Origin of the sequence: Nocardia sp. NPDC005366 (assembly GCF_040606855.1) — a bacterium.
Taxonomy (GTDB): Bacteria; Actinomycetota; Actinomycetes; order Mycobacteriales; family Mycobacteriaceae; genus Nocardia.
This window is the reverse complement of the sequence record NZ_JBEXFQ010000004.1, coordinates 148,164-171,731: the sequence shown is the minus strand read 5'-3', so window position 1 is coordinate 171,731 and position 23,568 is coordinate 148,164. Positions and strand designations below refer to the sequence as shown.

At 66.9% G+C, this 23,568-nt stretch carries 26 protein-coding genes; 9 read left to right on the top strand and 17 right to left on the bottom strand.

Going from position 1 to position 23,568, the window contains the following annotated elements:
* The first annotated feature begins 83 nt into the window (after window positions 1-83).
* Window positions 84-254: a hypothetical protein gene (locus ABZS43_RS06600; protein WP_355034812.1), complete on the top strand. Its 171-nt coding sequence runs from the start codon at window positions 84-86 to the stop codon at window positions 252-254.
* A 79-nt stretch (window positions 255-333) separates the two neighbouring features.
* Here the strand turns inward: ABZS43_RS06600 and ABZS43_RS06595 are convergent, their stop codons facing one another.
* The 6 genes from ABZS43_RS06595 to ABZS43_RS06570 form a co-directional block, all read right to left on the bottom strand.
* Window positions 334-1,137, bottom strand: a complete 804-nt coding sequence (locus tag ABZS43_RS06595; RefSeq protein WP_355034811.1) for an HPF/RaiA family ribosome-associated protein — start codon at window positions 1,135-1,137, stop codon at window positions 334-336.
* 99 nt (window positions 1,138-1,236) lie between these two features.
* Window positions 1,237-2,010, bottom strand: a complete 774-nt coding sequence (locus tag ABZS43_RS06590; RefSeq protein WP_355034810.1) for a sulfite exporter TauE/SafE family protein — start codon at window positions 2,008-2,010, stop codon at window positions 1,237-1,239.
* A gap of 165 nt (window positions 2,011-2,175) precedes the next feature.
* On the bottom strand, window positions 2,176-2,412 hold the full coding sequence (locus ABZS43_RS06585; RefSeq protein ID WP_355034809.1) for a DUF2892 domain-containing protein: 237 nt from the start codon (window positions 2,410-2,412) through the stop codon (window positions 2,176-2,178).
* Window positions 2,413-2,537: 125 nt separating this feature from the next.
* Window positions 2,538-4,631, bottom strand: a complete 2,094-nt coding sequence (locus tag ABZS43_RS06580; RefSeq protein WP_355034975.1) for an MMPL family transporter — start codon at window positions 4,629-4,631, stop codon at window positions 2,538-2,540.
* A 277-nt stretch (window positions 4,632-4,908) separates the two neighbouring features.
* Entirely contained in the window at window positions 4,909-5,283 is a 375-nt protein-coding gene (gene trxA, locus ABZS43_RS06575) for a thioredoxin (RefSeq protein ID WP_355034808.1), read from the bottom strand.
* A gap of 46 nt (window positions 5,284-5,329) precedes the next feature.
* Window positions 5,330-6,709 (bottom strand): MBL fold metallo-hydrolase, encoded by a 1,380-nt coding sequence (locus ABZS43_RS06570; RefSeq protein ID WP_355034807.1) that lies wholly within the window; start codon window positions 6,707-6,709, stop codon window positions 5,330-5,332.
* Window positions 6,710-7,063: 354 nt separating this feature from the next.
* On the opposite strand from ABZS43_RS06570, the gene ABZS43_RS06565 reads away from it, so the two are divergent.
* The 4 genes from ABZS43_RS06565 to ABZS43_RS06550 all read left to right on the top strand — a co-directional run bounded on the left by ABZS43_RS06565 (window position 7,064) and on the right by ABZS43_RS06550 (window position 8,928).
* Window positions 7,064-7,348, top strand: coding sequence for a metal-sensitive transcriptional regulator (locus ABZS43_RS06565; protein WP_355034806.1), 285 nt, complete (start codon window positions 7,064-7,066; stop codon window positions 7,346-7,348).
* 548 nt (window positions 7,349-7,896) lie between these two features.
* Window positions 7,897-8,166 (top strand): metal-sensitive transcriptional regulator, encoded by a 270-nt coding sequence (locus ABZS43_RS06560; protein ID WP_355034805.1) that lies wholly within the window; start codon window positions 7,897-7,899, stop codon window positions 8,164-8,166.
* A 47-nt stretch (window positions 8,167-8,213) separates the two neighbouring features.
* Window positions 8,214-8,456 (top strand): DUF2892 domain-containing protein, encoded by a 243-nt coding sequence (locus ABZS43_RS06555; protein ID WP_355034804.1) that lies wholly within the window; start codon window positions 8,214-8,216, stop codon window positions 8,454-8,456.
* Between the two features lie 58 nt (window positions 8,457-8,514).
* A complete protein-coding gene (locus ABZS43_RS06550) occupies window positions 8,515-8,928 on the top strand; it encodes a DUF302 domain-containing protein (RefSeq protein WP_355034803.1) in 414 nt (137 codons plus the stop codon).
* A 67-nt stretch (window positions 8,929-8,995) separates the two neighbouring features.
* On the opposite strand, the gene ABZS43_RS06545 is transcribed toward ABZS43_RS06550, so the two are convergent.
* Together ABZS43_RS06545 and ABZS43_RS06540 are read right to left on the bottom strand one after the other, a co-directional pair.
* On the bottom strand, window positions 8,996-9,445 hold the full coding sequence (locus tag ABZS43_RS06545) for a pyridoxamine 5'-phosphate oxidase family protein (protein WP_355034802.1): 450 nt from the start codon (window positions 9,443-9,445) through the stop codon (window positions 8,996-8,998).
* Entirely contained in the window at window positions 9,442-10,260 is an 819-nt protein-coding gene (locus tag ABZS43_RS06540; RefSeq protein WP_355034801.1) for a sigma 54 modulation/S30EA ribosomal C-terminal domain-containing protein, read from the bottom strand. The genes ABZS43_RS06545 and ABZS43_RS06540 overlap by 4 nt, the downstream gene beginning before the upstream one ends.
* A 354-nt stretch (window positions 10,261-10,614) precedes the next feature.
* Here ABZS43_RS06540 and ABZS43_RS06535 point away from each other — a divergent pair, with 354 nt between their 5' ends.
* The 3 genes from ABZS43_RS06535 to ABZS43_RS06525 all read left to right on the top strand — a co-directional run bounded on the left by ABZS43_RS06535 (window position 10,615) and on the right by ABZS43_RS06525 (window position 14,390).
* Window positions 10,615-11,046, top strand: coding sequence for an Hsp20/alpha crystallin family protein (locus tag ABZS43_RS06535; RefSeq protein ID WP_355034800.1), 432 nt, complete (start codon window positions 10,615-10,617; stop codon window positions 11,044-11,046).
* A 90-nt stretch (window positions 11,047-11,136) separates the two neighbouring features.
* Window positions 11,137-12,303 carry a site-2 protease family protein gene (locus tag ABZS43_RS06530; protein ID WP_355034974.1) on the top strand — a complete coding sequence of 389 codons (1,167 nt, stop codon included), beginning with the start codon at window positions 11,137-11,139 and terminating at the stop codon, window positions 12,301-12,303.
* 44 nt (window positions 12,304-12,347) lie between these two features.
* Window positions 12,348-14,390 (top strand): erythromycin esterase family protein, encoded by a 2,043-nt coding sequence (locus ABZS43_RS06525; RefSeq protein ID WP_355034799.1) that lies wholly within the window; start codon window positions 12,348-12,350, stop codon window positions 14,388-14,390.
* Between the two features lie 73 nt (window positions 14,391-14,463).
* Here ABZS43_RS06525 and ABZS43_RS06520 read toward each other — a convergent pair whose 3' ends face one another.
* Window positions 14,464-14,805 (bottom strand): hypothetical protein, encoded by a 342-nt coding sequence (locus tag ABZS43_RS06520; RefSeq protein WP_355034798.1) that lies wholly within the window; start codon window positions 14,803-14,805, stop codon window positions 14,464-14,466.
* Window positions 14,806-15,317: 512 nt separating this feature from the next.
* Here ABZS43_RS06520 and ABZS43_RS06515 point away from each other — a divergent pair.
* Window positions 15,318-16,715, top strand: a complete 1,398-nt coding sequence (locus tag ABZS43_RS06515) for a wax ester/triacylglycerol synthase domain-containing protein (protein WP_355034797.1) — start codon at window positions 15,318-15,320, stop codon at window positions 16,713-16,715.
* Here the strand turns inward: ABZS43_RS06515 and ABZS43_RS06510 are convergent.
* The 8 genes from ABZS43_RS06510 to ABZS43_RS06475 form a co-directional block, all read right to left on the bottom strand.
* Window positions 16,701-17,183, bottom strand: a complete 483-nt coding sequence (locus ABZS43_RS06510; RefSeq protein WP_355034796.1) for a hydrogenase maturation protease — start codon at window positions 17,181-17,183, stop codon at window positions 16,701-16,703. The two genes, ABZS43_RS06515 and ABZS43_RS06510, sit on opposite strands and share 15 nt — an antisense overlap.
* Window positions 17,180-18,472 (bottom strand): Ni/Fe hydrogenase subunit alpha, encoded by a 1,293-nt coding sequence (locus ABZS43_RS06505; protein WP_355034795.1) that lies wholly within the window; start codon window positions 18,470-18,472, stop codon window positions 17,180-17,182. Before ABZS43_RS06505 ends, ABZS43_RS06510 begins: the two co-directional genes overlap by 4 nt.
* Window positions 18,465-19,229 (bottom strand): oxidoreductase, encoded by a 765-nt coding sequence (locus ABZS43_RS06500; protein WP_355034794.1) that lies wholly within the window; start codon window positions 19,227-19,229, stop codon window positions 18,465-18,467. The genes ABZS43_RS06505 and ABZS43_RS06500 overlap by 8 nt, the downstream gene beginning before the upstream one ends.
* Window positions 19,229-20,083, bottom strand: coding sequence for an FAD/NAD(P)-binding protein (locus ABZS43_RS06495; protein ID WP_355034793.1), 855 nt, complete (start codon window positions 20,081-20,083; stop codon window positions 19,229-19,231). The genes ABZS43_RS06500 and ABZS43_RS06495 overlap by 1 nt, the downstream gene beginning before the upstream one ends.
* On the bottom strand, window positions 20,080-20,589 hold the full coding sequence (locus ABZS43_RS06490) for a cyclic nucleotide-binding domain-containing protein (RefSeq protein WP_355034792.1): 510 nt from the start codon (window positions 20,587-20,589) through the stop codon (window positions 20,080-20,082). Before ABZS43_RS06490 ends, ABZS43_RS06495 begins: the two co-directional genes overlap by 4 nt.
* Window positions 20,576-21,709 (bottom strand): 4Fe-4S dicluster domain-containing protein, encoded by a 1,134-nt coding sequence (locus ABZS43_RS06485; RefSeq protein WP_355034791.1) that lies wholly within the window; start codon window positions 21,707-21,709, stop codon window positions 20,576-20,578. The genes ABZS43_RS06490 and ABZS43_RS06485 overlap by 14 nt, the downstream gene beginning before the upstream one ends.
* Window positions 21,710-21,849: 140 nt before the next feature.
* Window positions 21,850-22,110 carry a phosphopantetheine-binding protein gene (locus tag ABZS43_RS06480; protein WP_355034790.1) on the bottom strand — a complete coding sequence of 87 codons (261 nt, stop codon included), beginning with the start codon at window positions 22,108-22,110 and terminating at the stop codon, window positions 21,850-21,852.
* Between the two features lie 2 nt (window positions 22,111-22,112).
* On the bottom strand, window positions 22,113-23,567 hold the full coding sequence (locus ABZS43_RS06475) for a 2-oxo acid dehydrogenase subunit E2 (protein WP_355034789.1): 1,455 nt from the start codon (window positions 23,565-23,567) through the stop codon (window positions 22,113-22,115).
* Window position 23,568: the final 1 nt, after the last annotated feature.

Below are 23,568 nucleotides of genomic sequence, written 5' to 3'. Positions count from 1 at the left end.
CGACGAGCACCGGGGTACCGTCCGCGCGATCGCGCTCGGCCGAGTCCGGGAGTGCGGGTCGGCTACCGCATGCCTCGCCCGAGTTGGCGCCGCGGCGCACGGCCGGTGGCATCGAGCCGCAACTCACCGACGCCGAAGTGTTGCCCCCGGCCGTGACGCAGGCGCTGTTACGCGAGAAGCAGGACGCGACACGACGCGACATGAGCCGACGCGGTGCGCTCGCGCCACGCACCGCGATCGTGCCCGCCGGTTGAGCCGACACTTCCGAAAGGCCCGAATGGATCCGATATCAGAAGACAACGACCGGAATCCACTTCGGGCAGGATCTTTCGTTCACCGTGTCGGCGGCATGATGAGCCCATAGTTTCCGTCATATCGGTGGTAGAGCACGCTGCCGCGATTCGAATCGCGGTCGCGGAAGAAGACGAACGGCAACCCGGTCAACTCGAGCCGATCGATCGCCGCGCCGATATCCAGTGTGGGCGCGGATACCCGGCTGATCGTGCACTCCGTCGCGCCGTGGGTCACCGCGTCCGGCGACGGATCAACTTGCGCGAGACGGTAGCCGGTGTCGCCCGCTCGGTACATCACACTATCGGCGCCGCTACCGGATTCGGTGAACAGATGGAATTCGTAGTCCATTGTCTCCATATCGAATATGGCCTCATCGCAGGTCTCGCCGATCAGCGCGTAGGACTTGCGCCGGACGACCTCTCGCTGCTCGGACTCCCGCGGAAAGTACGACAGCCAGGCCCGCGAGATATCACCGTGGCGCCATTCGTGCCCACGGAAACCGCGACGGCCGTTGCGGACCGCGTCGCGATGCCGGGACAGCCGTTCCAGTCGCGTCTTCAAGCGAGCGGCCAACAGATCGATGGCCTCCCGGGTGGTCTCCGCCGCGACCTGAACCCGGACCACTCGACCTTGCGTGTCGACATTCGCCTGGGCGACGATCGGGCGCGCTACCGCCGGATCCGGATGCCCGGTGAGTCGAATCCCCACGCTCAGCACCGGCTCGAACCCGTGGTCCAGGATAGGAATGATCTTCTCGCGCACGTAGTCCGACGCACCGGCCGAAACATGGTGCCCGATCGAAATCCGAAGTACCGAGTCGATAGCTGTATCACTTGTACGCATATTTCGACCTTGCCCGGCCACGTCCACCATCGAGAGTGCCGAAAGTCCTTCACCGCCAATGTCATCGGACACCGATCTACAATCCGATAGACCCGAGGCTCACCGAAGAAATAGCACTTGGAAGAGGACGAAGGCTGCCACCGCGAAGATCAGGTAGGCGAACCACTTCTGCAGTCGGCGTGTGTCGATGTTCTTCCCGTATCGGCCCGCCACGAGCGATCCACCGATGGCAGTTGCCGTGAAAGCTGCGGCGACTCCCCAGTCGAGACCGAGATTGCCGAGATATGCGAGGAGACCGGACCCGGAATTGGCGGTCACGATCACCAGTGAGGTGCCGACCGCGACGGACATTTCGATGCCGAGCAACAGGACGAGGGCAGGGATGATGAGAAAGCCGCCGCCGACACCGAAGAGTCCGGTGAGAAAGCCGACACCGAGACCGGCCGGAATAGAGCGGGCGGTGCATCGGCGCCAGTTGATGGTGGAACCTTCCACTCGGCAGGCGGTGCCGGCGCCCTCGGTGCTCGACAGCATCCGAACTCCCGCCGCGATCATCACGATGGCGAATCCGGCGAGGGTGAGCGCCTCGGGGAGAAGTCGATTCACCGCGCTTCCGGCGAATGCGGCCGGGAGTCCGGTGACGGCGAACATCGCCGCGACTCGCCATTGGACCAGGCCGGCACGCATTTTGGGGAGGGCACCGAACAACGACGCGATGCCGACCACCATCAGAGACATCGGAACTGCTTCTTGCAGCGGAATTCCGAGGCCGTAGACCAGGGCGGGGACGGCGAGGATCGACCCGCCGCCCCCCAGTAGGCCGAGGAGGATTCCGATGACGGCGCCCAGGAGGAGGGAAACGAGAATGGTCATCCGTTTCTCCTTCGATTTCGTATCGTCATGCCGGGCTCGTTTCCGTCCCGAAGCCTCAGTTCCTGGTGCCCAGCGTGTCGATCGCGGCCCGCAGGCGCTTACCCGCTTCATCCGCCCCCGACAGGAGCTCGGGTTCGCCGGAGACCTGCACCGGGGATTCGCCTCCTACTCGGTCGATTCGTCGGCGAGTCGGGGGACTCCCAAGCGTCCGAGCAGCAGGCTCATCGGACACCAGCCGACGGTCCCGTAGAGGGCGAGGTTGGCGCCGGCGAATCCGGTCAGCCCAAGCCAGCGCGGTGAATGTGCGCGGCTCAGTGCCAGGCTCGTGAGTACTACCGAGCCTCCGAGGAGCGGGACCACTCTCTCGATGGTCCAACCATTGTGACGGGGCAGCTTTGTCATCATTCTTCCTTGTTCGTGTCCGATCGACACCTCCCAGTATACCCCCGGGGGTATGGACGGTGGGTGTGCGATAACCCACCGTCCATACCGCTGCGTTGCCGGGTTCGGACGGATCCGCCGAAAGCTCAGCCGTGCGAGAAAGTGATGCTCGGCAGCACCTTGCGGAGCCATGCCGGGGACCACCAGGCGGCGTGCCCGGTCAGGCTCAGGACCACCGGCAGCAGGATCAGGCGAACCAATAGCGCGTCGAGCAGCACCGCGACACCGAGGATGATGCCCATCTCCTTCGGCGGCAACGGCTCCGACAGGGCGAAGGTGAAGAACACCGCCACCATCACCGCCGCCGCGGCGAGGATCACCCGTCCGGAATGCGCAAGTCCCATGATGTGAGCGACGTCCGGATCGCCGGAGGTCTCGTAGTGTTCCTTGGCGGTCGAGAGCAGGAAGACGGTGTAGTCCATCGCGATCGCGAAGATCATCGCGAAGAAGAACACCGGTCCCCAGCCGTCGAGGAAGCCCTGGGGTTCGAATCCGAGCAGGCTCGCACCGACACCGTCCTGGAAGATCAGCTTCGCGACACCGAACGCCGCCGCGGTCGAGAGCAGGCTCACCAGGGTGCCGATGAGCGCGATCAGCGGTGCCTGCAGGGCGACGAGCAGCAGCAGGAATCCGAGGACGAGGATGACTCCGACGATCACCGGCAGGTAATCGTCGAGCGCCTGCTGTAGATCGAGGTTCTCCGCGGGCGCGCCGCCGACCAGCGCACTGTCGGGCAGATCGGCGCGCAGCTGCGACAATATGGTGCCCATCTTCTCGTCCGAGGGGTCGACGTCCGGGATGGCTTGCAGCATGACGTAGTCGGCGCCGTCCATGGCGGACTGCGGGGGCGTGACCATGGTGATCCCCTCGGTGCGGGCGGCAGCGGCCGCAGTCGCGTCGGCATCGGCCGCGGGAGTGATGATCTGCAGCATGCCGGGTGCGCCCTCACCCATCTGGGACTGGACGAGTTCGTAACCCTGGCGGACCGGGGCCTCTTCCGGGACGACCTCGATCGACGGCATGGCGACCTTCAGGCCCAGAACCGGCAGGGCCAGAGCGACAAGCACCAGCAGCGCGCCGATCGCGAAGGGCCACGGATGGTTGTTGAGCAGATTGCCCCACGCCTCGAACTTCGGGGAGCGGTGCTGCTGGCGCTTGGCGAAGGGCAGCGCGCCGGCATTGACCTTGCCGCCGAGTTTTGCCAATACCGCCGGGAGCAGGGTCATGGAGGCGGCGAGGACGAAGAACACGGCGAGCATGATGCCAACGGCCATCGTGCGCACCGCGGGAGCGGGCACGAGTAGTACGGCGGACAGGCTCACCAGCACGGTGATCCCGGAGAGCACGATCGCCTTGCCCGCAGTGTCCATGGTCTCGGCCACCGCGGCCCGCCTGTCGGCGTTCTTGCTCAGCGCATCTCGGAAGCGGGCCACGATGAACAGGGCATAGTCGATGCCGAGGGCGAGGGCGAACATCATCGCGAAGTTCATCGCCCACACCGAGATCGGGGTGACCTCGTTGAGGAGCACAAGGCCACCGGCCGAGGCCACGAGCCCGGCGACGGTCAGCAGTAGCGGCAATCCGGCCGCGACGAGGGAGCCGAAGGCGAGCACCATGATCGCCAGGGTCACCGGCCACGAGAGCATCTCAGCCTTGATCATGGCATCGTGGTTGGCCTTGTTGAAGTCGCTCCACAGAGCCGACGATCCGGTCGGATACACCTCGATGCCGTCACCCGAGAGTGCGGTCAGTTCGTCTTTGAGTTCGTCGACCGCCTTCACCATGTCGTCGGTGCCGGCATTCGCGCCGGCGATCATGATGCCGGTGTGTCCGTCGGGGCTGATCGACATGCCCGGCTGCGGCGCGATGATCTCACCGAATCGAGGATCCGATGCGAAGATCGCGGTGGCCTCGGCCACGGTCTGCCGCATCGGGGCATCGCTGACCCGCAGCGTGTCCGAGTGCACTACCACCTGGACGGCGGCCGACGAGTTACCGCCGAAGTGTTCCTCGGCGAGTTGGCGGACCTGCACCGATTCCGAACCGTTGGCCTGCCAGCCGGCGCCTGCCAGTGAGCTGAAGACGCTCGGGGCCACCGCGCCCAGGGCAATCAGCACGATCACCCAGACGCCGAATACCCATTTGGCGTGTGTTGCCATGGCTGAACCCAGGTGCGCCATCGGACCCCCCAGCGTCGAGGGCGGTGGGCCACTCACATTCTTCGAGGGCTTCGTCAGCGACGGATGATCGTCACCGGGCTTGTTCTCACTCATACACGAACTCCTTATACGGGTGGGGGTATATCAGGGGCTGTAATGCGCCCCGAACAAGAGGATTGAGTACCGAGGAATCACTGCATCGCAGTTACGCGCACCGAATATATACCCCCAGGGGTACTTTTGGCCAGGAGGCGCGGTGTCCTGGTTCCAGATCTCGCGCCTCCCGGCGCACCGATACCTAGGCGTTCGCGGACGTATTCCGCTCGGCCAATTTCGTATGGACCGCGGTCATGTCGATGGCCTTGATCTGGGTGATCAAGTTCTCGAGCGCGGCCGGGGGGAGGGCTCCGGGCTGGGCATAGACGAGCACACCCTCGCGGAATGCCATTATCGTGGGAATCGACCGGATTCCCACGGCAGCGGCGAGTTGCTGTTCCGCCTGGGTGTCGACCTTGGCGTGCACGATGTCGGGGTGAGACCGCGCCGACTTCTCGAAAATCGGGGCGAACGCCCTGCACGGTCCGCACCACCCCGCCCAGAAGTCGACGAGCACGATGTCCTGCCCGGAGACGGTGGATTCGAAGTCCGCGGACGTAAGGTTTGTGGTGGTCACGAGGTGGTCCTTTCGTTGATGTGAATCGAGGATGCCGCCGAGTCGGTCAGACAGGGACATGCGCCTCGGCCCATTCGTTGTAGCCGCCGATCAGATCGGAGACCCGCTCGAATCCCTGGGCGCGCAGCAGCGACGCCGCCACACTCGACCGCCACCCACCGGCGCAGTGCACCACGATCGGCCGGCCGGTGGGCACCTGCCCGAGCTGAACCCGCAGCTGCGCCAACGGGACCGCGATCGCCCCGGGAATGACCCCGGAATCGCGTTCACCGGGGTTGCGGATATCGACCAGGGTGACCGCGTCCGCGGCCAGCAGGCGGTCCAGCTCCCGCACGGTGGTACGCGGCGCGGTCCGCACCAGGTCCGCCAGCTCGGTCGGGAACACTCCGTCGAGACCTGTGTTGACGTAGCCCACAGCATTGTCCGAGCCGATCCGGGCGAGCCGCAGCGCCGCGTCCTGCTCCTCGCCGGGGTACGTGATCAGCACGATGCGCTCCCCCACCTCGGCGACCATGCCGCCGGTTTCGGCGAACCGGCCGTCGAAGCCGACGTTGACCGATCCCGCCAGGTGTCCGGCGGCGAAGTCCTCGACGCTGCGGGCGTCGAGCACCCGCGTTCCCGCCTCGAGCTCGGCCCGAAACTGCTCGGGGGTCTGTTCCGGAATTCGGCGCGCCTGATCCAGCAACGGATGCATCGTCTTGTTCAGCCCGGCATCGACCGAGAAGTACGATGGCGCCGCCGGCTGACCGTCGACCACCAACGCCACGAACGCATCCTCACTCATCGGCTGCACCGACGGGTTCGTCGCCCGCTGCTCACCGATGGTGGAGGTCAGCTCCTCGGACAGGTTCTTGCCACAGGACGAACCGGCACCGTGGGCCGGCATCACCGTCACCACATCGGGCAGGGCCAGCAGCTTCGCGTGGATGGTGTGATACATCGCCCTGGCCAGATCCGAGGTGGAGCTGTCGCCGATGTTCACCAGGTCCGGCCTGCCCACATCGCCGATGAACAGTGAGTCCCCGGTGAGAACCGCCGTGGGCGTGGCGCCGGGACGCTCACGCACCAGCACACTGATCGATTCCCACGTGTGCCCCGGGGTGGACAGGATTTCCAGATCGACGTCGCCGAGGGAAAGGCGCTCACCGTCGGCGAGGCGGCGGATCGGGTAGTCGGCCTCCGCGGCCTCGCCGAACCCGATCCACGCGCCGGTCGCCTCGAGCAGTTCCAGGTGACCGGACACGAAGTCGGCGTGGAAATGGGTGTTGATCACACCCTCGATGGTCAGACCGAGACGCTGTGCGTCATCGAGGTATTCGGTGACGTCACGGCGTGGGTCGACCACGACGGCGCGGCCGGTGCGCTCGTCGCCGATCAGGTACGACGCATGCGACAGGCACTCGATGTAGTACTGCTCGAGAATCATCGCGTCTTCCTCCGTGTGGTCGATTTATCGGGGCTTGCTATATAGACAGCCTGGCATATACCCCCTAGGGTATATCAAGTACCCCCTGGGGTATGCCGAGCGAAGCCCGATACCCCGCCCGAGCCGAGGAGTCGCAGATGAGAGAAATCGATATCGCCAGCGGCGCCGGCCGCCGCGCCATCCCGGTCGCCGGCGGGACAGACGCATGGCTGCGCACCGGAAATCCCGCCGCGACGGGCGGTGCGCGATGAGCATGCACGACAAGGCCAGGGCGCCGTTCGGACGATACTCGAAACCACCCCCACCATGAGCGCCTTCGTCAGGGGACGCACCTCCGAACAGAAGGGTCGACAAATGACCACACAACCCGCCACCGCCGCCGATTCGACCGCTCTGGTGCTCAACCGCCTCCGCCGAGCGCAGGGCCAGCTCGCCGGGGTGATCACGATGATCGAATCCGGCCGGGAATGCCGTGACGTGGTGACGCAACTCGCCGCGGTCTCGCACGCCCTGCACCGTGCCGGCTTCAAGATCGTCGCAGCTCAACTACGTCAATGCGTTCTCGACGAGCAGGACAGCGCCTGCGGCGACCGCCTGTCCGAGGAAGAACTCGAGAAGCTCTTCCTCACCCTGGCCTGACCGCCGCGGACGACGACCGAGGTCCGGCTGTTCGCTTACCCCGAAAAGCGAAGCGGGAGAACCGACGTGGACACGATCCGGTTCGAGAACCTTGATCACTTATACCCCATGGGGTATATTGCCACCATCCACACGATCCCAGGAGGGCCACCATGTGTTACCCCGTCACGTGCTCGACCTGCTCGAAGACCACCTGGGGAGGCTGCGGTTCGCACGTCGACAGCGTCATGCGATCGGTCCCCGCCTCCGATCGGTGCGACTGCGCCGAGAACTCCGCTCCCCCCGCGAAAGCAGGGTTCTTCGGCTCACTTTTCGGCCGCTGAACCCAGCGCGCCGACAGCGTCCCGCGCGCATGCGCCGGACCGACGAGCGGGCATCACCTTTCGACAGCCGGGACGACGAGGCGCCAATCGGGGGCCATGAGCCACGCCGGGGCCATCGCCCCCAGGACTGGACAACTACGCCTTCGCCGCCCCCGCCCTGCTAGCAAGCCTCCGATATACCACTAGGGGTATACTAGAGGCTCGGATTCGAGGAAGGAACACATCATGGTCGGCGACGAAGACACTATCGCCCTGGTACTCAACCGGCTGCGCCGCGCGCACGGACAACTCGCGGGCGTGATCTCGATGATCGAGCAAGGTCGCGACTGCAAGGACGTCGTCACCCAGCTGGCGGCCGTTTCACGCGCACTGGACAAGGCCGGATTCAAGATCGTCGCCACCGGACTGCGGGAATGCCTGACCGGGCAGACCGCAGACGGCACCGCGCCGATGACCGAAGCCGAACTGGAGAAACTGTTCTTGGCCCTCGCCTGACCCACATCCGGCGCGGGTGGAGACCCCACAGAACCACGGAGATATCGATGTCGCAGCTACCTCGTCACCATGGCTGGTCCATTCCACGCGTCGTACCGCTACTGGCGGGGATCATCGTGGTGGTCAGCACACTCCTGGCAGCGATGGTTTCGCCGTGGTGGCTACTGCTGACCGGGTTCGTCGGAGCGAACCTCCTGCTCTACGGCACCCTCGGCTGGTGCCCCGCGAGCCTCGTGATGGCCCGGTCGGGTATTCCGACGACGGCATCGTGCGCCAGACCGCAGCCATAGTCGAGGCCGAGTTCTCGTCGAGGACCGCGCATACCGACACGACAGAAAGCAGATCATCATGAATCAGGCCTTGTCGACCACCCTGCACACCAGCTTCGCCGACGCTGTCGAACGCACCCGCGATGCCTTGTCGCAACAAGGATTCGGAGTCCTGACCGAAATCGACGTCCAAGCGACGCTGAAAGCGAAACTCGGCCACGATATGGAGGACTACCTCATCCTCGGCGCCTGCAATCCGCCGCTGGCACACCGCGCGGTCGAGGCGAATCGACAGATCGGCATGCTCCTACCGTGCAACGTCGTCGTGCGCCGCGACCTCAGCGCCCAGGACACCATCATCATCGAGGCGATGGATCCGGAGGTGATGGTCCAGGTCACCGGCGAACCCGCGCTCGAACCGATCGCCGCCGAGGCCACCGCGAAGCTGGGCTCGGCGATCCGAGCCCTGCGGGAGACCGCCCACAGCGCGTGAACCCGGTGGACGAGCCCGGATGACCACCGACGGCGCGGGCGTGGCCCGCGCACGGAAAACGGATCGGCTACGCCTGCTCTGTCTTCTCGACGAGTCGAATCCCGCTCACGATGGTGGGTTCGATCGAGATCACGGTATCCATGACCTGGTCGACCCAAGGACGCAGTAGCCGTTCGTATTTCGCGATCAGGTCGGGGTCGGTCACCGGGCGGGCCACGCCGGTGACCACCACCGACCAACCGGTCCGTCGATCGAGATCGATCTCGTCGGCTTCATAGGCCACCACAACACCCGAATTTCCGCGCACCGCGGTGGTGAGCGGCGCGGCGAGCCGAGTGCGAACGATGACCGAGCCGTCCGGCTCGACCAGGTGATTGACAGGCCGGATCGCGGGTAACGCGTTGCGGGTGAACACCACACGGCCCACCGACGTGCGGGCCAGCAACCGCAAGGCTTCGGTGCGGCTCAGTTTGTGAACGGCACGGCCCGGGTCATCGATCGAAACGTCCTCGATCACGACCCATCACCACGCTCGGTCGCGGCCGGAGCCACCAGCGCCAGATCGCCGTCGTAACGCCGATACAGCAATCGACCTCGTTTGTCGCCCGGGTCGGTGAAGAATACGAACGGCAGGCCGTAGCGGCACAGCCGGTCGGCGGCCTCGGTATCGGTGAGCAGCGGCGCGGGATGCGGATTCATGCTCAGCGGCAACGGATTCGACCGTGGTGGATCGACCCGGTGCTGGCGCGCCAAACGCACTCCCGTTGGTCCCGCCCAGTAGACGGTGGCATCCTCGCCGGTCTCGGCGTCGGTGTACAGATACGCGTCGTAGTCCATCGCGTCCATCGCGCTCGCCGCGGTCATCGGATCGCCTCGGAGTAGCTCATAGTATTTGCGGCGCACGATCGGTCGGGGTTCGGTGATCGAGGCCAGCGCGGGACGCGCCGGATCGGGCCAGATCCGCATCGCGTCACCGGCGGCTATCCGCGCGATCTGGCGGTCGAGGCGTTCGGCCACGAATGTCGCGATGAACCCGCTGGGACCGCCGACCTGAACCCGGACCGGCCCCTCTCGGAATCGGACGTTCACCTGTGCCAGCACCGGACCGTCCACACACGGCGCAGCGGTCAGCCGGACACGGGCGGTCGCGTCGATCCCGTGATGACGCGCGACCCGGCCGACCGACCGCAGCGTACGTTCGACCTCCCGATCCCCGATCGCACCCCGGGTCACGAGTTCACAGTGCATGCCCGTCCCGATCGGACGCATTTCGGACAGTTCCACCGACGACAACCCCACTTCCAGGTCCCAAGGATTCGAGCGCGACCCCATGCCATCATTCGCGGCCGCACAGTCGACAGGGCATAAGGTCCCAGGAAGATCGGACATAGTGCCTCGCCCGCACACCGAGGCGGGTTCGGTCGATCACCGCTACCGACGCGTGTGTCGAGCATCCCGCGTTCGGTGATCGGGCAGCAGAGACGAAAGTCCTCCTGTTGCCGGGTCGATCGGCCTCACTTCCGTTCGCGACCCCGCTGCGCGGCCCACCGGAGCGAGCAGCGCGTGATCGCCCCCGCCGTTGCGACGACCAAAGACCCCTCGCGACAGGTACGCCTGCCCCTATTCCCGCACACCGGTCCCTGGTCGAATCGAATCGTCAATCCCCCGACCGAAACGGAGACCATCATGAGCCTGCTGCCCGCACACCGGCGCCACTCGCTGTTTCCCGATCTGACCGATTGGTTCGCCGGCTTCCCCACCGTCGAGAACGTCCGTCCCTTCGTCGAGGGCCGCCTGATCCGGGTGGAGGACGAGACGGCCGATGGCAAATATCTGGTACGCGCGGAGCTGCCCGGCCTGGATCCGGACAAGGATGTCACCGTCACCGTTCACGACGGCCTGCTGACGATCAAGGCGGAGCGCAGCGAACGACAGGAGACCAAGGGACGCACGGAGTTCAGTTACGGCTCGTTCGTCCGGTCGGTCGCCCTGCCCGAGGGCGCGAACGAAGACGATATCGCCGCCACCTACGAGAAGGGGATTCTGACCATCGCGGTTCCGCTCGTCACCACCGAGGCGGCCGAGCCGAAGCGTGTGTCTATCACCTCGGTCGAGTGACGGCGTGTCCGGGCGGCCATCCAAGTCGGGAAATCGCCCGGATTCCCCTCACCAAAACCCATTCGCTACCTCCCTACAGACTGAGATGTGATGTTGCGGGAAACGGTTTCATTCGGCCGCATCGGCGGTATCCGGGTCGGCGCGCACTGGTCCGCGCTGGTGACACTCGGCCTGTTCATACTGTCGCTCGGGCAGTCGTTGGCCGACGCCTACGGCGGGTCCGTGACCATATGGCTGATGGCCGCTGTCGGCGCACTCGGTCTACTCGCCTCACTACTGCTGCACGAGCTTGCCCACTCGTTGGTCGCCCGGCGCGCGGATGTCCAGGTGGACGGAGTGGTGTTGTGGCTGCTCGGCGGGGTCTCCGAGCTCGGTGACGAGCCGAAGGACGCGCGTTCGGATCTGCGAATCGCGCTCGCCGGCCCACTGACCAGCCTGCTCCTCGCCGCGGGGTTCTTCGCGGTGGCGGCCGTGGTCGGCACGGCGGCGGGTGACCCCGCGCTGCGGACCCTGGTGTGGCTCGCCTCGATGAATCTCCTGCTCGCCGTGTTCAATATGCTGCCCGGCGCGCCGTTGGACGGCGGCCGGGTGCTGCGCGCCCTGGTGTGGCGCTCGACCGGTGACCGGCTGCGCGCGGCGACGGTGGCCGCGCGCAGCGGCCGGACGTTGGGGCTGTTCCTGATACTGCTCGGGGTGGCGGAGTTGATCGTGGTCGGCAACCCCGGCGGGATCTGGCTGATGCTGCTCGGCTGGTTCCTGTACTCGGCGGCCAACGTCGAACTGACCACCGCCGGGCTGCGACAGCAACTGGGCGACACTCGGATTCGCGACGTGATGACAGCACATCCGGTGGCGATTCCGGTGTCCTGGTCGGTCGCGGAATTGCTGCGCTCCCCGGCAATGCATTCCGACCACCGAGTCTTTCCCGTGGTCGACGCAGCCGGGCAGCCGGTCGCCGTGCTGTCCTGGGCGGACCTCACCGCCTTACCGGTGCACGAACGTGAGCGGGCCTCGGTGCGATCGGTGGCACGGCCGCTGGCCGCCGCGGCCAAGGCAGCCGAGGACCAGTCGCTCAGCGACGTGGCATCCCGGGTGATACTGCGGCCCCACCTCGACATCATCGCCGTCGTCGACCCGTCGGGGCGACTCACCGGCGTGGTTACGGCCACCGACTTGGCACTGGCCTGCCACCGCAGCGCATTGGGTCTGCCCTTGCGCGGCACCGATGGGAAGCGATCTGCCATCGGCGACTTGTGACCACACACGATTCGGTCTCCCCAGCGGACCGCCAGGAGGTAACGATGAACCAGGTTCGAGTGGAACCCGATGTTCCCCGCAGGATCTTTCGCGACCGGCACGAAGCGGGTCGGGCACTCGCCGGATTGCTCCAGCACTATCGCGACGACCCAGATGTGCTGGTGCTCGGCTTGGCCCGCGGCGGCGTCCCGGTCGCCTGGGAGGTCGCCGCGGCGCTCGGCGCGCAACTGGACACGCTGATCGTGCGCAAACTCGGCGCACCGGGCAATCCGGAATTCGCCATCGGCGCGCTGTCGGTGGGCGGCCGAATCGTACTCAACGACGACATGATCCGCGGTCTGCGGATCACCGCCGACCAAGTGCGGCAGATCGCCCGCGACGAGACCGAGGAGATGTATCGCCGCGAAGCGGCCTATCGCGGCGACCGCGGTCCGCTCGAGATCGCGGGGCGCACGGTGATCCTGGTGGACGACGGATTGGCGACCGGCGCCAGCATGTTCGCGGCGGTCGATGCGATACGGGCGGACGAACCGAAACGGATCGTCGTCGCGGTGCCGGCGGCACCCGAGTCGACCTGCCGCGAGCTGGGCGCCAGCGTGGATGAGATGGTCTGCGCGACAATGCCTTCCCCGTTCGGGTCGGTCGGTGAGTCGTTCTGGGACTTCACGCAGGTCACCGACGAACAGGTGCGGGTCCTGCTGGCCACACAGACCACGGGAACGGCGGTGCCACCCGTCGACCCCGCGGCGATCATTCGCGCGGCTGCCATCGATGCGCCGGGCGGTGTACCGCCCGAACATGTTCTCGACGACCTGATCGGCGACGCGCGGATCGTATTGATCGGCGAAAGTTCGCACGGCACACAAGAATTCTATGCCGCGCGGGCCGCCATCACCCGATGGCTGATCGAGCACAAGGGTTTCACCGCGGTCGCGGCCGAGGCCGACTGGCCGGACGCGTACCGGGTGAATCGCTACGTACAGGGGCGCGGCACCGACACCACCGCCGAGGAGGCACTGCGCGGATTCGAGAGGTTCCCCGCCTGGATGTGGCGCAATACGGTGGTCCGCGACTTCGTCGCCTGGCTACAGACGCACAACCTCGCGCAACACCTACACGACCGTCCACGCGCCGGGTTCTACGGCCTCGACCTCTACAGCATGCACCGGTCGATGCAGGAGGTCATCGCCTACCTCGACCACGTGGATCCGCGGGCCGCGCAACGCGCCCGCGCCCGCTACGGCTGCTTCGACCACGTCGCCGGCGACGACGGCCAGGCGTACGGATTCGCCGCCGCCTTCGGAGCGGGAAGGTCCTGCGAGGCCCAAGCGATACGACAATTGCTCGAACTGCAGCGCGGCGGCCCGGCGGGGGAAGAATCCGACTCGGCCGCCGACGATCGATTCGATGTGCTCCGCAACGCGTGGGCTGTGCGCGACGCGGAGGCGTACTACCGCGCGATGTTCGGCGACCGTGTGTCGTCGTGGAATCTGCGCGACCGGCATATGGCCGACACCCTCGACGCGCTCATCGAGCACCTGGACCGCCGCGACGAGCAGGCCGTCCGGCACCACGGCCCGCAGGCTCGGGTCGTGGTGTGGGCGCACAACTCGCATGTCGGCGACGCCCGCGCCACCGAAATGGGCGCCGAGAGCCAGCTGACTCTCGGTCAGTTGGTGCGGGAACGCCACGGCGGGACGTGCCGGTCCATCGGCTTCAGCACCTGCTCCGGCACCGTCACCGCCGCCGAGGAGTGGGGCGGGCCCGCCGTGCGCGAAGATGTGCGGGTCGCGCTGCCTTCCAGTGTCGAGGAGCTGATGCACGACACCGGCAAACCGGAGTTCTTGCTCCGCATGGACGTGCCGGGAGACGCGGTCGACTGTCTACGCCAGCCGCGACTTCAACGAGCCATCGGAGTGATCTACCTTCCCGGTACCGAGCGCCAGAGTCACTACTATCACGCCAGGCCCGCCGACCAGTTCGACGCGTTGATCCACCTCGATCGGACCACCGCCGTCGAGCCGTTGGAACCGACGAGCCGCTGGCTCGCGGGCACGACACCGGAGACCTATCCTTCCGGGTTGTGAGACGGGGCTCGCTCGCATCCCTCCGCCGCGCATTCCTCAGCCGCGGCGCGCCGACGCGGCCGGATCGGTTTCGTCACGCCTGCGAGGAGGTGGCGGCCGACGAAGACCCGGAGGACGAAGACCCGGAGCCGCCTCGGTTCAGCACCGACAACCGGCGCAGATATTCGGTTTCGTCCAATTGACCGTCGGCAAAGCGTAACGCGAGAATCTCTGCGGGCGTACGTTTTTCGGTGCCGAGCGGCTCGTTCCCGGACTTGGCGGATTGCCTGCGCTCGGGCCGGTCGACGCCGCGCAGCACCATCACCACGCCCGCGACCAATGCGATCCACAGCGGAATAAGGGCGAACATCACGAGCACGAACATCCAGCCATTCATCGCATCGCCGTGCCCGTACATCCCATCGTGCCAGTACATCGCTGCCTGTCCTCTCCGATCGGGCGATCGTCACGCCCGTACCCATGCCGTTGTTTCCGTGATCCGGTATCGAGCATCCGCTCCACGCCTGATCATCGGCAGATCCGAAGGTCACGACCGCGCGAGTCGTCGGACCCCACTGCGCCGCGTAGAGTCGCGGGGGCCGGGCGGGGCAGCCTCGGCATATCGATCGATGTCGAGCCACTGCCTAAAGTCCATCGAGAAGTGGCGGTTCGGCACTGTCGGACGAGCACGCGCACGCGTAGCGTCGATTCTCCGGAGCCTTCAGCGGATGCCCGGTACCTGCCCGAGTCGTCTACCGATCGATGTCTGCGCACCGTGCTCGACGGCGCGGTCACCGTGGACGCGCTGACGCGGGCGCACCGTCTCCAGCCGGTAACCAGGCTTGCGGGCCGCGCAGCGAAGGCTCGCTCAGCGGGCCGCGATACAAGCGGCTCGAGGTACAACGACGAATACGAAGGCGGCGGACGATGGACCACCGTGAATCCCATATGTCGCAGACGGACCTGTTCTCATGGAACATGGAGCGCGACCCGAGCCTACGCTCGACGATCGTCTCGGTGCTGCTACTCGATACAGATCCGGACTGGGATCGCCTGGTACGCACGATCGCTCGCGGTACCCTCGTCGTGCCGAAGTTGCGGGATCGGCTGGTCGCCGTGCCGTTCGGTCTCGCTCCGCCCCGGTGGGAACCCGATCCGGATTTCGACCTGCTCTGGCATCTGCGCCGCGCCGCGCTGCCGGAACCGGCGAACCTGTCGACAGTGCTCGACTTCGCCCGCACCGAAGCGATGACCGCGTTCGATCCGGTCCGGCCGCTGTGGAGGTTGACGCTGCTGAGTGGTCTGGATGGCACTCGATGCGCGGTGGTGCTGACGGTGCACCACAGCCTCACCGACGGTATCGGCGGTATTCGGATGGCCACCGAGATACTCGATCTGGATCGGGCGGGCACCGATCGCGCCCATCCGCCCGCGCCGCGCTCCGGTGGCGACAGCGGGTGGCGCGATATCGCGGCCTGGAACTGGTCTGTCGGGACGGACCTGCTCCGTGGCGGGATCGGCGCGACACTGCCCACCGCGTGGCGAGCCGTCACCCACCCGGCGCGGACGCTACGTGACAGTTCCACGCTGGTCGCCTCGCTGGTCCGCCTGGCCCGCCCCATCACCGCGACACTGTCGCCGGTGATGAGGGACCGGAGTACCCGTCGTGAACTGGCGATACTCGAAGTGCCCGTCGAGCGGCTGCACCGCGCCGCGCACGCCGTTGGCTGCACGATGAACGCCGCCTTCCTGACCGCGGTGGCCATCGGACTGCGCACCTATCACGAGCGGCACGGGGCGAAGGCGGACCAACTGCGCCTGACCATGCCTATCAGTCTTCGCACAGCCGATGATCCGCTCGGCGGCAATCGAATCACCCTCGCTCGCTTCGCGTTACGGGTCGACATCGCCGACACCGAAGACCTCATGCGCGCCCTGAACACCACGATCAGCGATTGGCGCCGCGAACCGGCGATCCCGTTCTCCAGCGCCGTCGCGGCCGCCTTCAACCGCATGCCGGTCGCCATGGTCACCGAAATGCTCAAACACGTCGACTTCGTCGCCTCCAACGTTCCGGGATCCCCGGTGCCCCTGTATCTCGCCGGGGCGCGGGTCGACCGGATGTATGCCTTCGGCCCCACCATCGGCACGGCCATGAACGTGACGCTGACCTCGCATGTCGAAACCTGCTGCATCGCGATCAACGCGGACTCCGCCGCGATACCGGATATCGCATCCCTGGTCGAATGTTTCGGCGAGGGGTTCCAGAGGGTGCTCGACCTCGTCGACGAGCCGGAACCGCTAGCCGATACCGAACCGCCTGGTCCTCGTTCACTGCGGAAGTGAGGTCGTCCGCTCCGCTCGCTTCAACTCCGTCAGCACCGCCTCGACTGCCCGCGGCACGGCAGCCGCGACCGGTTCGGACAGCCCGACGCCGAAATCGACGCGGGCCGCTTCCACGGTGATAACGACGAGTGCGCCGGGGACGGCGCCGAGGACCCGGCCCAGTGCCAGCGCGTCCTGTATCCCGAAAGCGTGGGAGCTGGTGCTGCCCTGGCCCGCCCGCAGCGCATCGACGCCGGTGCGCCGGATTCGGCCGGGGGTCGCGGGTTGACAGCGGACGGCGTCGACCACGATCGCGAGTTCCGCGTCGGCCCAGATATCCAGTAGCTCGGTGAGTTCGCCATCGCTCGCGGTCACGACGACGTCCGCGAGGCCGAGTTCGGCGAGTTCGGAGGCGACGACGAGACCGACTCCGTCGTCGCGACGGAATTCGTTGCCGACGCCTATGACAACCGCACGCGGCGCGGTCATCGGCGCACCACGTCCAGATCCAGGAAATGCGCTGAGCAGGAGATGCACGGATCGTAGTTGCGGATCGTGCGCTCGCACAGTGTGGTGAGCGCGTCATCGTCGAGATCGAGGTTGGCCGAGACCACCCTGCGCAGATCCTCCTCGATGGCAGCCTGGTTCTGCGAGGTGGGCGGGACGATGTCGGCCGAGCGGACGATCCCGTCGTCGTCGAGTTCGTAACGGTGGTAGAGCAATCCGCGCGGCGCTTCGCTCACCCCATGCCCGGTCCCGGCTCGGGGTTCGACGGGAACCGCTGCGCGACCGGGGCGTTCATAGCCGTCGATGAGCGCGAGCGCCTCCTCGATGGCGTACACGACTTCGACGGCGCGCACCAGGATGCTGCGGAACGGGCTACGGCATTGCTCGCCGAGCCCGATCTCCGCCGCCAACTGCCGCGCGTTCGGCGAAAGCTGTCGGTAGTTCAGCGTGTATCGCGCCAGGGGCCCGGTCAGATACCGCCTGCCGTCGAGTTCCGCGTGCAGGGCGGTGGAGTGCGGCACCTGTCGTTCCACCACGTGCGTGCGAAAATCGGCCGCGGGGAAGCACAGTCCCGTGCTGGTCCGCAGATCACCACCTTCGATGGCGTATCGGTCGGCGTCAGTCGCGGCGAGCAGTTCGTCGTCGATCTCGGTGTCGGGAAAGTCGAAACCCGCCGCCCGGCGTGCGGTATTCACCGCGTAGTCGTACGCGCGGCGCAGTTGCTCGGCGACCGGCGCCAGGTCAGCGCGGGTGGGTACCGAGTAGAAACCGCCGACTCGGACATTGATGGGATGGATGGGCCTGCCGCCGATGAGCTCGAGCAGCGCGTTACCTGCCTTCTTCACCGCCAATCCCTCGACGACGAGGTCACGATGGTCCGCCGAGAGTGTGATCGCGTCCGGGTAACCGAGGAAATCGGGCATATGCAGGAGGTGGATGTGCAGCGAATGACTGGAGATCCACTCGCCGCAGTACAACAGCCGGCGCAGGTCGGCCAGTGGCCGGTCCAATTCCACGCCACAGACCTGTTCGAGCGCGTTACACGCGCTGGTCTGGTAGGCCACCGGACAGATGCCGCAGATGCGAGCGGTGAGGTCCGGCGGCTCGGTGTAGGCACGGCCGCGCAGGAACGCCTCGAAGAATCGCGGGGGCTCGTAGATCTGTAGTTCGGCGCGCTCGACTCGGCCGTCCGCGACGACTACGCGTAGCGCGCCCTCGCCTTCCACCCGAGCCAGCGAGCCGACCTTCAGCTGCCTACCGCGGTCACTCATCGCGACTCCTTCGCGCGAATTCCGGCGCCCCCGAGGCGAATGTCGTGAACACCCGATCGATATCGTCGGTGGACATGCCGTTGACGCGCAGGATGGGAAGCAGCGCGTGGATATCGGGATCGGCCATCGGGCCGAAACAGCCGTAACAGCCACGGTGGTACGCCGGGCACAGCGCGCCGCATCCGGCCTGGGTGACCGGGCCGAGACAGGGAATGCCCTCGGCGACTGTCACACAGGTGGTGCCGCGACGTTTGCATTCGGTGCAGACGCTGGTGTTCGGGATGTCGGGCTTGCGCCCGGCGAGGAAGGCGCCCAGTGTGTCGAGCAGCTGGCGCCGATCGATCGGACAGCCACGCAGCTCGAAATCCACCGGTACGTGCGCCGAAATGGGGGTGGAGGTGGCAAGTGTGGCAATGTGCTCCGGACTGGCGTAGACCACCGAGGTGAATTCGGCGACATCGGCGAAATTGCGCAGCGCCTGAATCCCGCCGTGGGTGGCGCATGCGCCGATCGCCACCAGAATCCTGGATTGCGCACGGATCTCGGCGATTCGGCGCAGTTCGTCGGGCGTCGTCACAGATCCTTCCACCAGGGATACGTCGAAGGGCCCGGGTTCCGCGGCGCTGGAGGCTTCCGTGAAATGCACGATGCGAAGCCGGCCCGCGAGGGTCAGCAGCTCGTCCTCGCAGTCGAGCAAGCTGAGCTGACAGCCGTCGCAGGACGTGAACTTCCAGACCGCGAGGGTCGCGACACTCATCACAACTCCTCGACTGCCAGTAGTGGTTCGGCTACCGCGTAGTCGACGATCGGGCCGTCGCGGCAGAGCAGTAGCGGGCCGAGCTGGCAGTGACCGCACCGCGCGACACCGCACTGCATATTGCGTTCCAGTGATACCCGGATATCGCTCGCGGCGATGTCCTTGTTCAGCAGGGTTCGTGCGCAGAATCGCATCATCGGCTCCGGGCCGCACACGAATGCCGTCGTGCGGGCCGGTTCGAGATTCAGCTGCGCCAACGGCTCGGTGACGAAGCCGATCCGCCCCGTCCAGCCCGGCGTCGGATGGTCGACGATCTGGTGCAGTTCGATCGAATCGGTTGACTGCCAGAGCTCTTGCTCGCGACGGAAGAGGATATCCGCTGGGGTGCGGGCGCCGGTGATCACGACTACCCGTCGGTAGTCCTCGCGCGCCGCCAGCGCGCCGAGCAGCACCGGTCGCAGCGGCGCCACACCGAGTCCGCCGCCGACGATGACGAGATCTCCCCCGATCGCCGATTCCAGATCCCATCCGGTGCCGAACGGTCCACGTACACCGATCACCGCGCCGATCTCGGCGCGGTACAGCGCGCCGCTCACCGCGCCGACGACCCGGATCGTATGTTCCAGAACATCGTCGGCGGCAACCGGGTTCCCGCTGACCGAAATCGAGATCTCACCGACGCCGTAGCTGTACAGCATCATGAACTGCCCTGGCCGAAACCGTGGTGCCACCTCGTGAATCGGTGTCAAACGCAGCGTGACGGTGTCCGGGGTCTGCGGGGTGCGGCCGACGACCCGATAGGGCAACATCGTGTCGCCCCGCGATGTCGTGTCGGTCCGTACGTCGACGCTCATCGGCCGCCTCCTCCGTCTCCGATGCGGGCCGGGTACGAGGTGGATGCTTCGGCGGGATTGCGGTAGAGATCGAGCAGTCTGGCCCTGGTGGCCTGTAGTCGTTCGAGCAGCGCCTCGAAGAGCATCAAGATCAGCGCCCGGCCGAATCGAGGGTCGGCGTCGACCAGGTCGGCCAATGCCGCCGAATCGAATTCGACGGCCGTAACCGGCTCGGCGGCCAGTGCGCCGAAATGCCATTGGAACGGCGGCACCAGCCACGACCAGCCGAGCAGGTCACCGCTGCCGAGGGTCTGGATGACGACGCCGCCGCGTCCGGGTACCTGCGCGTCCAGCAGTACCCGCCCTTCGCGGATCATCCAGCACCGGTCGGCGCGGCGGCCTTCCACGATCAGGCGGTGCCCGGCGGGGAAGGAGACCTCATGCCCGGCCGCGGCCAGGGTACTCAGTTCGTCCGGGCCCAGTGCGGCCAGGCGCGCGAAACCGGACAGCTCCTCAGCCGTCGACATCGGCGGATTCCTCGGCCAGTTCCGCGAGCCGTCCCACTTCGGCCGTCAGATCGATCCCGGCCGGGCACCACGCGATGCACCGCCCGCACCCGACGCATCCCGAACTGCCGAACTGGTCGTGCCAGGTGCCGAGTTTGTGGGTCAGCCACTGCCGGTATCGACTTTCGCCGGATTGCCGCACGCTGCCGCCGTGCAGATACGAGAAATCCAATTCGAAGCACGATGCCCACCGCTGCCAGCGTTCGGCGTGATCGCCGGTGAGGTCGGTGAGGTCCTCGGTGGTCGTGCAGAAGCAGGTGGGGCAGACCATGGTGCAGTTGGCGCAGGTCAGGCAGCGGCTCGCGACGTCTTGCCACTGCGGCGACTCCAGGGAGTCACGGAGTAATGCGTGGATATCGACCTCCGGCATCTGTCTGCCCATCCGGCCGGATGCCTCCGACACCGCCGCGCGCGCGTGCGCGACCTCCGTCGCGTCAGCCGGGCGGGAGGTGAGCTCGGCGAGGACCTGCGCTCCGTCCGGACTGCCCACCTCGACCAGGAACCGGTGGCCGTCGGCGTCGAGACGCTCGGTGAGGGCCAAGTCGTATCCGGCGGACACACCAGGACCCGTGCCCATCGACGCGCAGAAGCACACACCGCCCGGCTCGGTGCAGTTCACCGCGATGACGAACAGGTCTTTACGGCGCGCGGTGAACGCGGGATCGGGGTACGTCCCGCCACCGAGCACCCGTCCGAGGATCGCGATCGATGCGAGGTCGCAGCCACGGACGCCGAGAAACGCGGAGCGTACCGGCACGTCCTCGGCGGGTGCCGCCGTCTCCGGATCCGGTCCGATCTCGAGCATCTTGCGGCGCGGCGGATGCAGGAACTGTTTCCAGGATCCGGGGCCCGCCGAATGCGCGAACACCGCGTCGTCGTCGCGGCGATGAATCCGGTACCGGCCCGGTGCGGTCTCCACACCCCACCCGCTCGGCAGCTGCGCTCCCGAGTCGAGTTCGTCCAAGATGATCGCGCCGTCGCGGACCTGCGGACCGATGACCCGGTAGCCGCGCGCACGCAGCACATCCACCAGACGGTCCAGACCAGCGCGATCGATTACCACCGTGTTGTCAGGCATCATCGAAGCCCCTGTTCAGTCGGGGTAGAGGCGTCCGTTGTCCAGTCTGGTCCACGCCGAAGTCCGTGGCGAGGGACGAAAGTCCCGGATCGCGATGGCCGATGCCATCCGCTCAGGCGGCCCGGCCTCGGCTCGCCGCGCCGTCACCGATCCGTCGTGCCAAGCAGATAGTCCACACAGGAGCGGATCGAGACCAGACGGGGATAGTCGTCCTCCTCTATGCGCGACCCGCGCGCCTGCGAGAGCCGTTCCACGAATGTCAGAAAGTCGATCGAATCCAGGTCGAGCGCGCCGCGCAGGGGTTCATCGAGCGTCAGCGCGGCCACCTCGGCGTCGGATCCGAAGCCGCGCAGGGCAGTGCGCACCCGCTGATCGGCTTGGTCTCGGGTCAGGGTCTCGGGCATGGTCACCACTCCTCGGGGTGTTGCAGCAGTTCGGAGACGACGTGCAGGAAGCGGGAGCCGGTGGCGCCGTCGCTGGCGCGATGATCACCCGACAGGGTCGCGGTCACCTGCGGCCGCACACCGAGTAGACCGTCCACAGCACAGGGCCGCGGCGTGATCGCGCCGAATCCGATGATCGCCACCTGGGGAACCGCGATCACGCCGAACACCGTCTCCGCTCCGAGATCACCCAGATTGGTGACGGTGATGGTCGCCGGTGTGGTGTCTGTCGAACGGAGCCGAGCGTCGCGAGCGCGGGCGACGAGCGCTCGTAACCGCGCCATGATCTCGGCCACCGACAGCGTGTCGGCATCCGGGATGGTCGGCACGATGATGCCGCCTCCGCGCAGCGACACCACGATTCCCAGGTGCACCGAGTCGGCCGGGTGATACGCGTCCTCGACCCAGTGCCCGTTCAGCTCCGGCACAGCGCGAGCGGCGTGCGCGACCGCCCACAACAACAGTGCGGCGGGCAGGATCCGCTCCGACACCGATGCCTGGAGGTTGATCTCGCGCAGCCTGCGCAGTGCCGAATCCATATCGATCGGTTCGGACAGGTAATAGTGCGGCACAGTCTGTTTCGATCGGGTCATGGCGGCGGCTATGAGCCGTCGGACCTCGTCGCGATCACGTTGCGGCACGGGTCGTCGCACGGTGATTGCAGGCGGTGCGGGGGCAGGCGCTTCAGGGGCGAGCGGTGCGGGAGCGGGCGTGGCCGGAAGCGCGGACTGAGCGGCACGGACGTCGCCTGCCTGCACCGCACCACCCGGCCCGGTGCCATCGATATCGGCCAGATCGATGCCGAGGTCGACCGCGAGACGTCGCGCGTACCCGGAGGCGGGCACCCGCCGACTCGACGCCGATCCCACCCGCGCGGGGCGCGGCTGTGCCGACTCCAGCGCCGCGCCGCCGCTATCACCCGTCGATCGGGCGACGGCGTGTTCCACGTCGATCCGCAGGATTCGGCCACCGGGCCCGGAGCCGGTCAGGGACGCCAGGTCGACCCCGGCTTCCGCCGCAAGTCGGCGGACCAGCGGGGTGGCGTGCACATCGGGTGTCGGTGCGCCGTTCGCGCCGTGGAGCGCGGCTTCCCTGGCCGGGGGCGCTTCCTCCTTGTCCGCGCCGTGCGCCGCGGAGCCGTGCTGTGCCGCGAGCTCGCCTGCGGGCTCGTCGGCCGAGGTCCGCTCGGGCCGAATCGTCGCCAGGACGGTGCCGACCGGCACGGTCGCGCCTTCGGGCACCAGCACATCCGCCAGAATCCCATCGTCGAAGCACTCGACTTCGATGGCCGCCTTGGTGGTGTCGACTTCCGCGACCACCTGGCCGTTGTGCACTGCCTCCCCCGGCGCTACCAGCCAGCGCAACAGCGTGCCCTCGGTCATATCGGCGCCGAGCGAGGGCATCCGGAATTCGACCATC

Coding starts and splice junctions, on each gene's coding strand:
- ABZS43_RS06500 (WP_355034794.1), bottom strand. CDS start 19,229: ATGAGTGTCGCGACCCTCGCGGTCTGGAAGTTCACGTCCTGCGACGGC.
- ABZS43_RS06560 (WP_355034805.1), top strand. CDS start 7,897: ATGGTCGGCGACGAAGACACTATCGCCCTGGTACTCAACCGGCTGCGC.
- ABZS43_RS06580 (WP_355034975.1), bottom strand. CDS start 4,631: ATGGCGCACCTGGGTTCAGCCATGGCAACACACGCCAAATGGGTATTC.
- ABZS43_RS06570 (WP_355034807.1), bottom strand. CDS start 6,709: ATGATTCTCGAGCAGTACTACATCGAGTGCCTGTCGCATGCGTCGTAC.
- ABZS43_RS06520 (WP_355034798.1), bottom strand. CDS start 14,805: ATGTACTGGCACGATGGGATGTACGGGCACGGCGATGCGATGAATGGC.
- ABZS43_RS06535 (WP_355034800.1), top strand. CDS start 10,615: ATGAGCCTGCTGCCCGCACACCGGCGCCACTCGCTGTTTCCCGATCTG.
- ABZS43_RS06530 (WP_355034974.1), top strand. CDS start 11,137: ATGTTGCGGGAAACGGTTTCATTCGGCCGCATCGGCGGTATCCGGGTC.
- ABZS43_RS06515 (WP_355034797.1), top strand. CDS start 15,318: ATGTCGCAGACGGACCTGTTCTCATGGAACATGGAGCGCGACCCGAGC.
- ABZS43_RS06505 (WP_355034795.1), bottom strand. CDS start 18,472: ATGAGTGACCGCGGTAGGCAGCTGAAGGTCGGCTCGCTGGCTCGGGTG.
- ABZS43_RS06595 (WP_355034811.1), bottom strand. CDS start 1,137: ATGCGTACAAGTGATACAGCTATCGACTCGGTACTTCGGATTTCGATC.
- ABZS43_RS06525 (WP_355034799.1), top strand. CDS start 12,348: ATGAACCAGGTTCGAGTGGAACCCGATGTTCCCCGCAGGATCTTTCGC.
- ABZS43_RS06555 (WP_355034804.1), top strand. CDS start 8,214: ATGTCGCAGCTACCTCGTCACCATGGCTGGTCCATTCCACGCGTCGTA.
- ABZS43_RS06485 (WP_355034791.1), bottom strand. CDS start 21,709: ATGATGCCTGACAACACGGTGGTAATCGATCGCGCTGGTCTGGACCGT.
- ABZS43_RS06550 (WP_355034803.1), top strand. CDS start 8,515: ATGAATCAGGCCTTGTCGACCACCCTGCACACCAGCTTCGCCGACGCT.
- ABZS43_RS06510 (WP_355034796.1), bottom strand. CDS start 17,183: ATGACCGCGCCGCGTGCGGTTGTCATAGGCGTCGGCAACGAATTCCGT.
- ABZS43_RS06480 (WP_355034790.1), bottom strand. CDS start 22,110: ATGCCCGAGACCCTGACCCGAGACCAAGCCGATCAGCGGGTGCGCACT.
- ABZS43_RS06490 (WP_355034792.1), bottom strand. CDS start 20,589: ATGTCGACGGCTGAGGAGCTGTCCGGTTTCGCGCGCCTGGCCGCACTG.
- ABZS43_RS06565 (WP_355034806.1), top strand. CDS start 7,064: ATGACCACACAACCCGCCACCGCCGCCGATTCGACCGCTCTGGTGCTC.
- ABZS43_RS06585 (WP_355034809.1), bottom strand. CDS start 2,412: ATGACAAAGCTGCCCCGTCACAATGGTTGGACCATCGAGAGAGTGGTC.
- ABZS43_RS06495 (WP_355034793.1), bottom strand. CDS start 20,083: ATGAGCGTCGACGTACGGACCGACACGACATCGCGGGGCGACACGATG.
- ABZS43_RS06590 (WP_355034810.1), bottom strand. CDS start 2,010: ATGACCATTCTCGTTTCCCTCCTCCTGGGCGCCGTCATCGGAATCCTC.
- ABZS43_RS06475 (WP_355034789.1), bottom strand. CDS start 23,567: ATGGTCGAATTCCGGATGCCCTCGCTCGGCGCCGATATGACCGAGGGC.
- ABZS43_RS06540 (WP_355034801.1), bottom strand. CDS start 10,260: ATGGGGTCGCGCTCGAATCCTTGGGACCTGGAAGTGGGGTTGTCGTCG.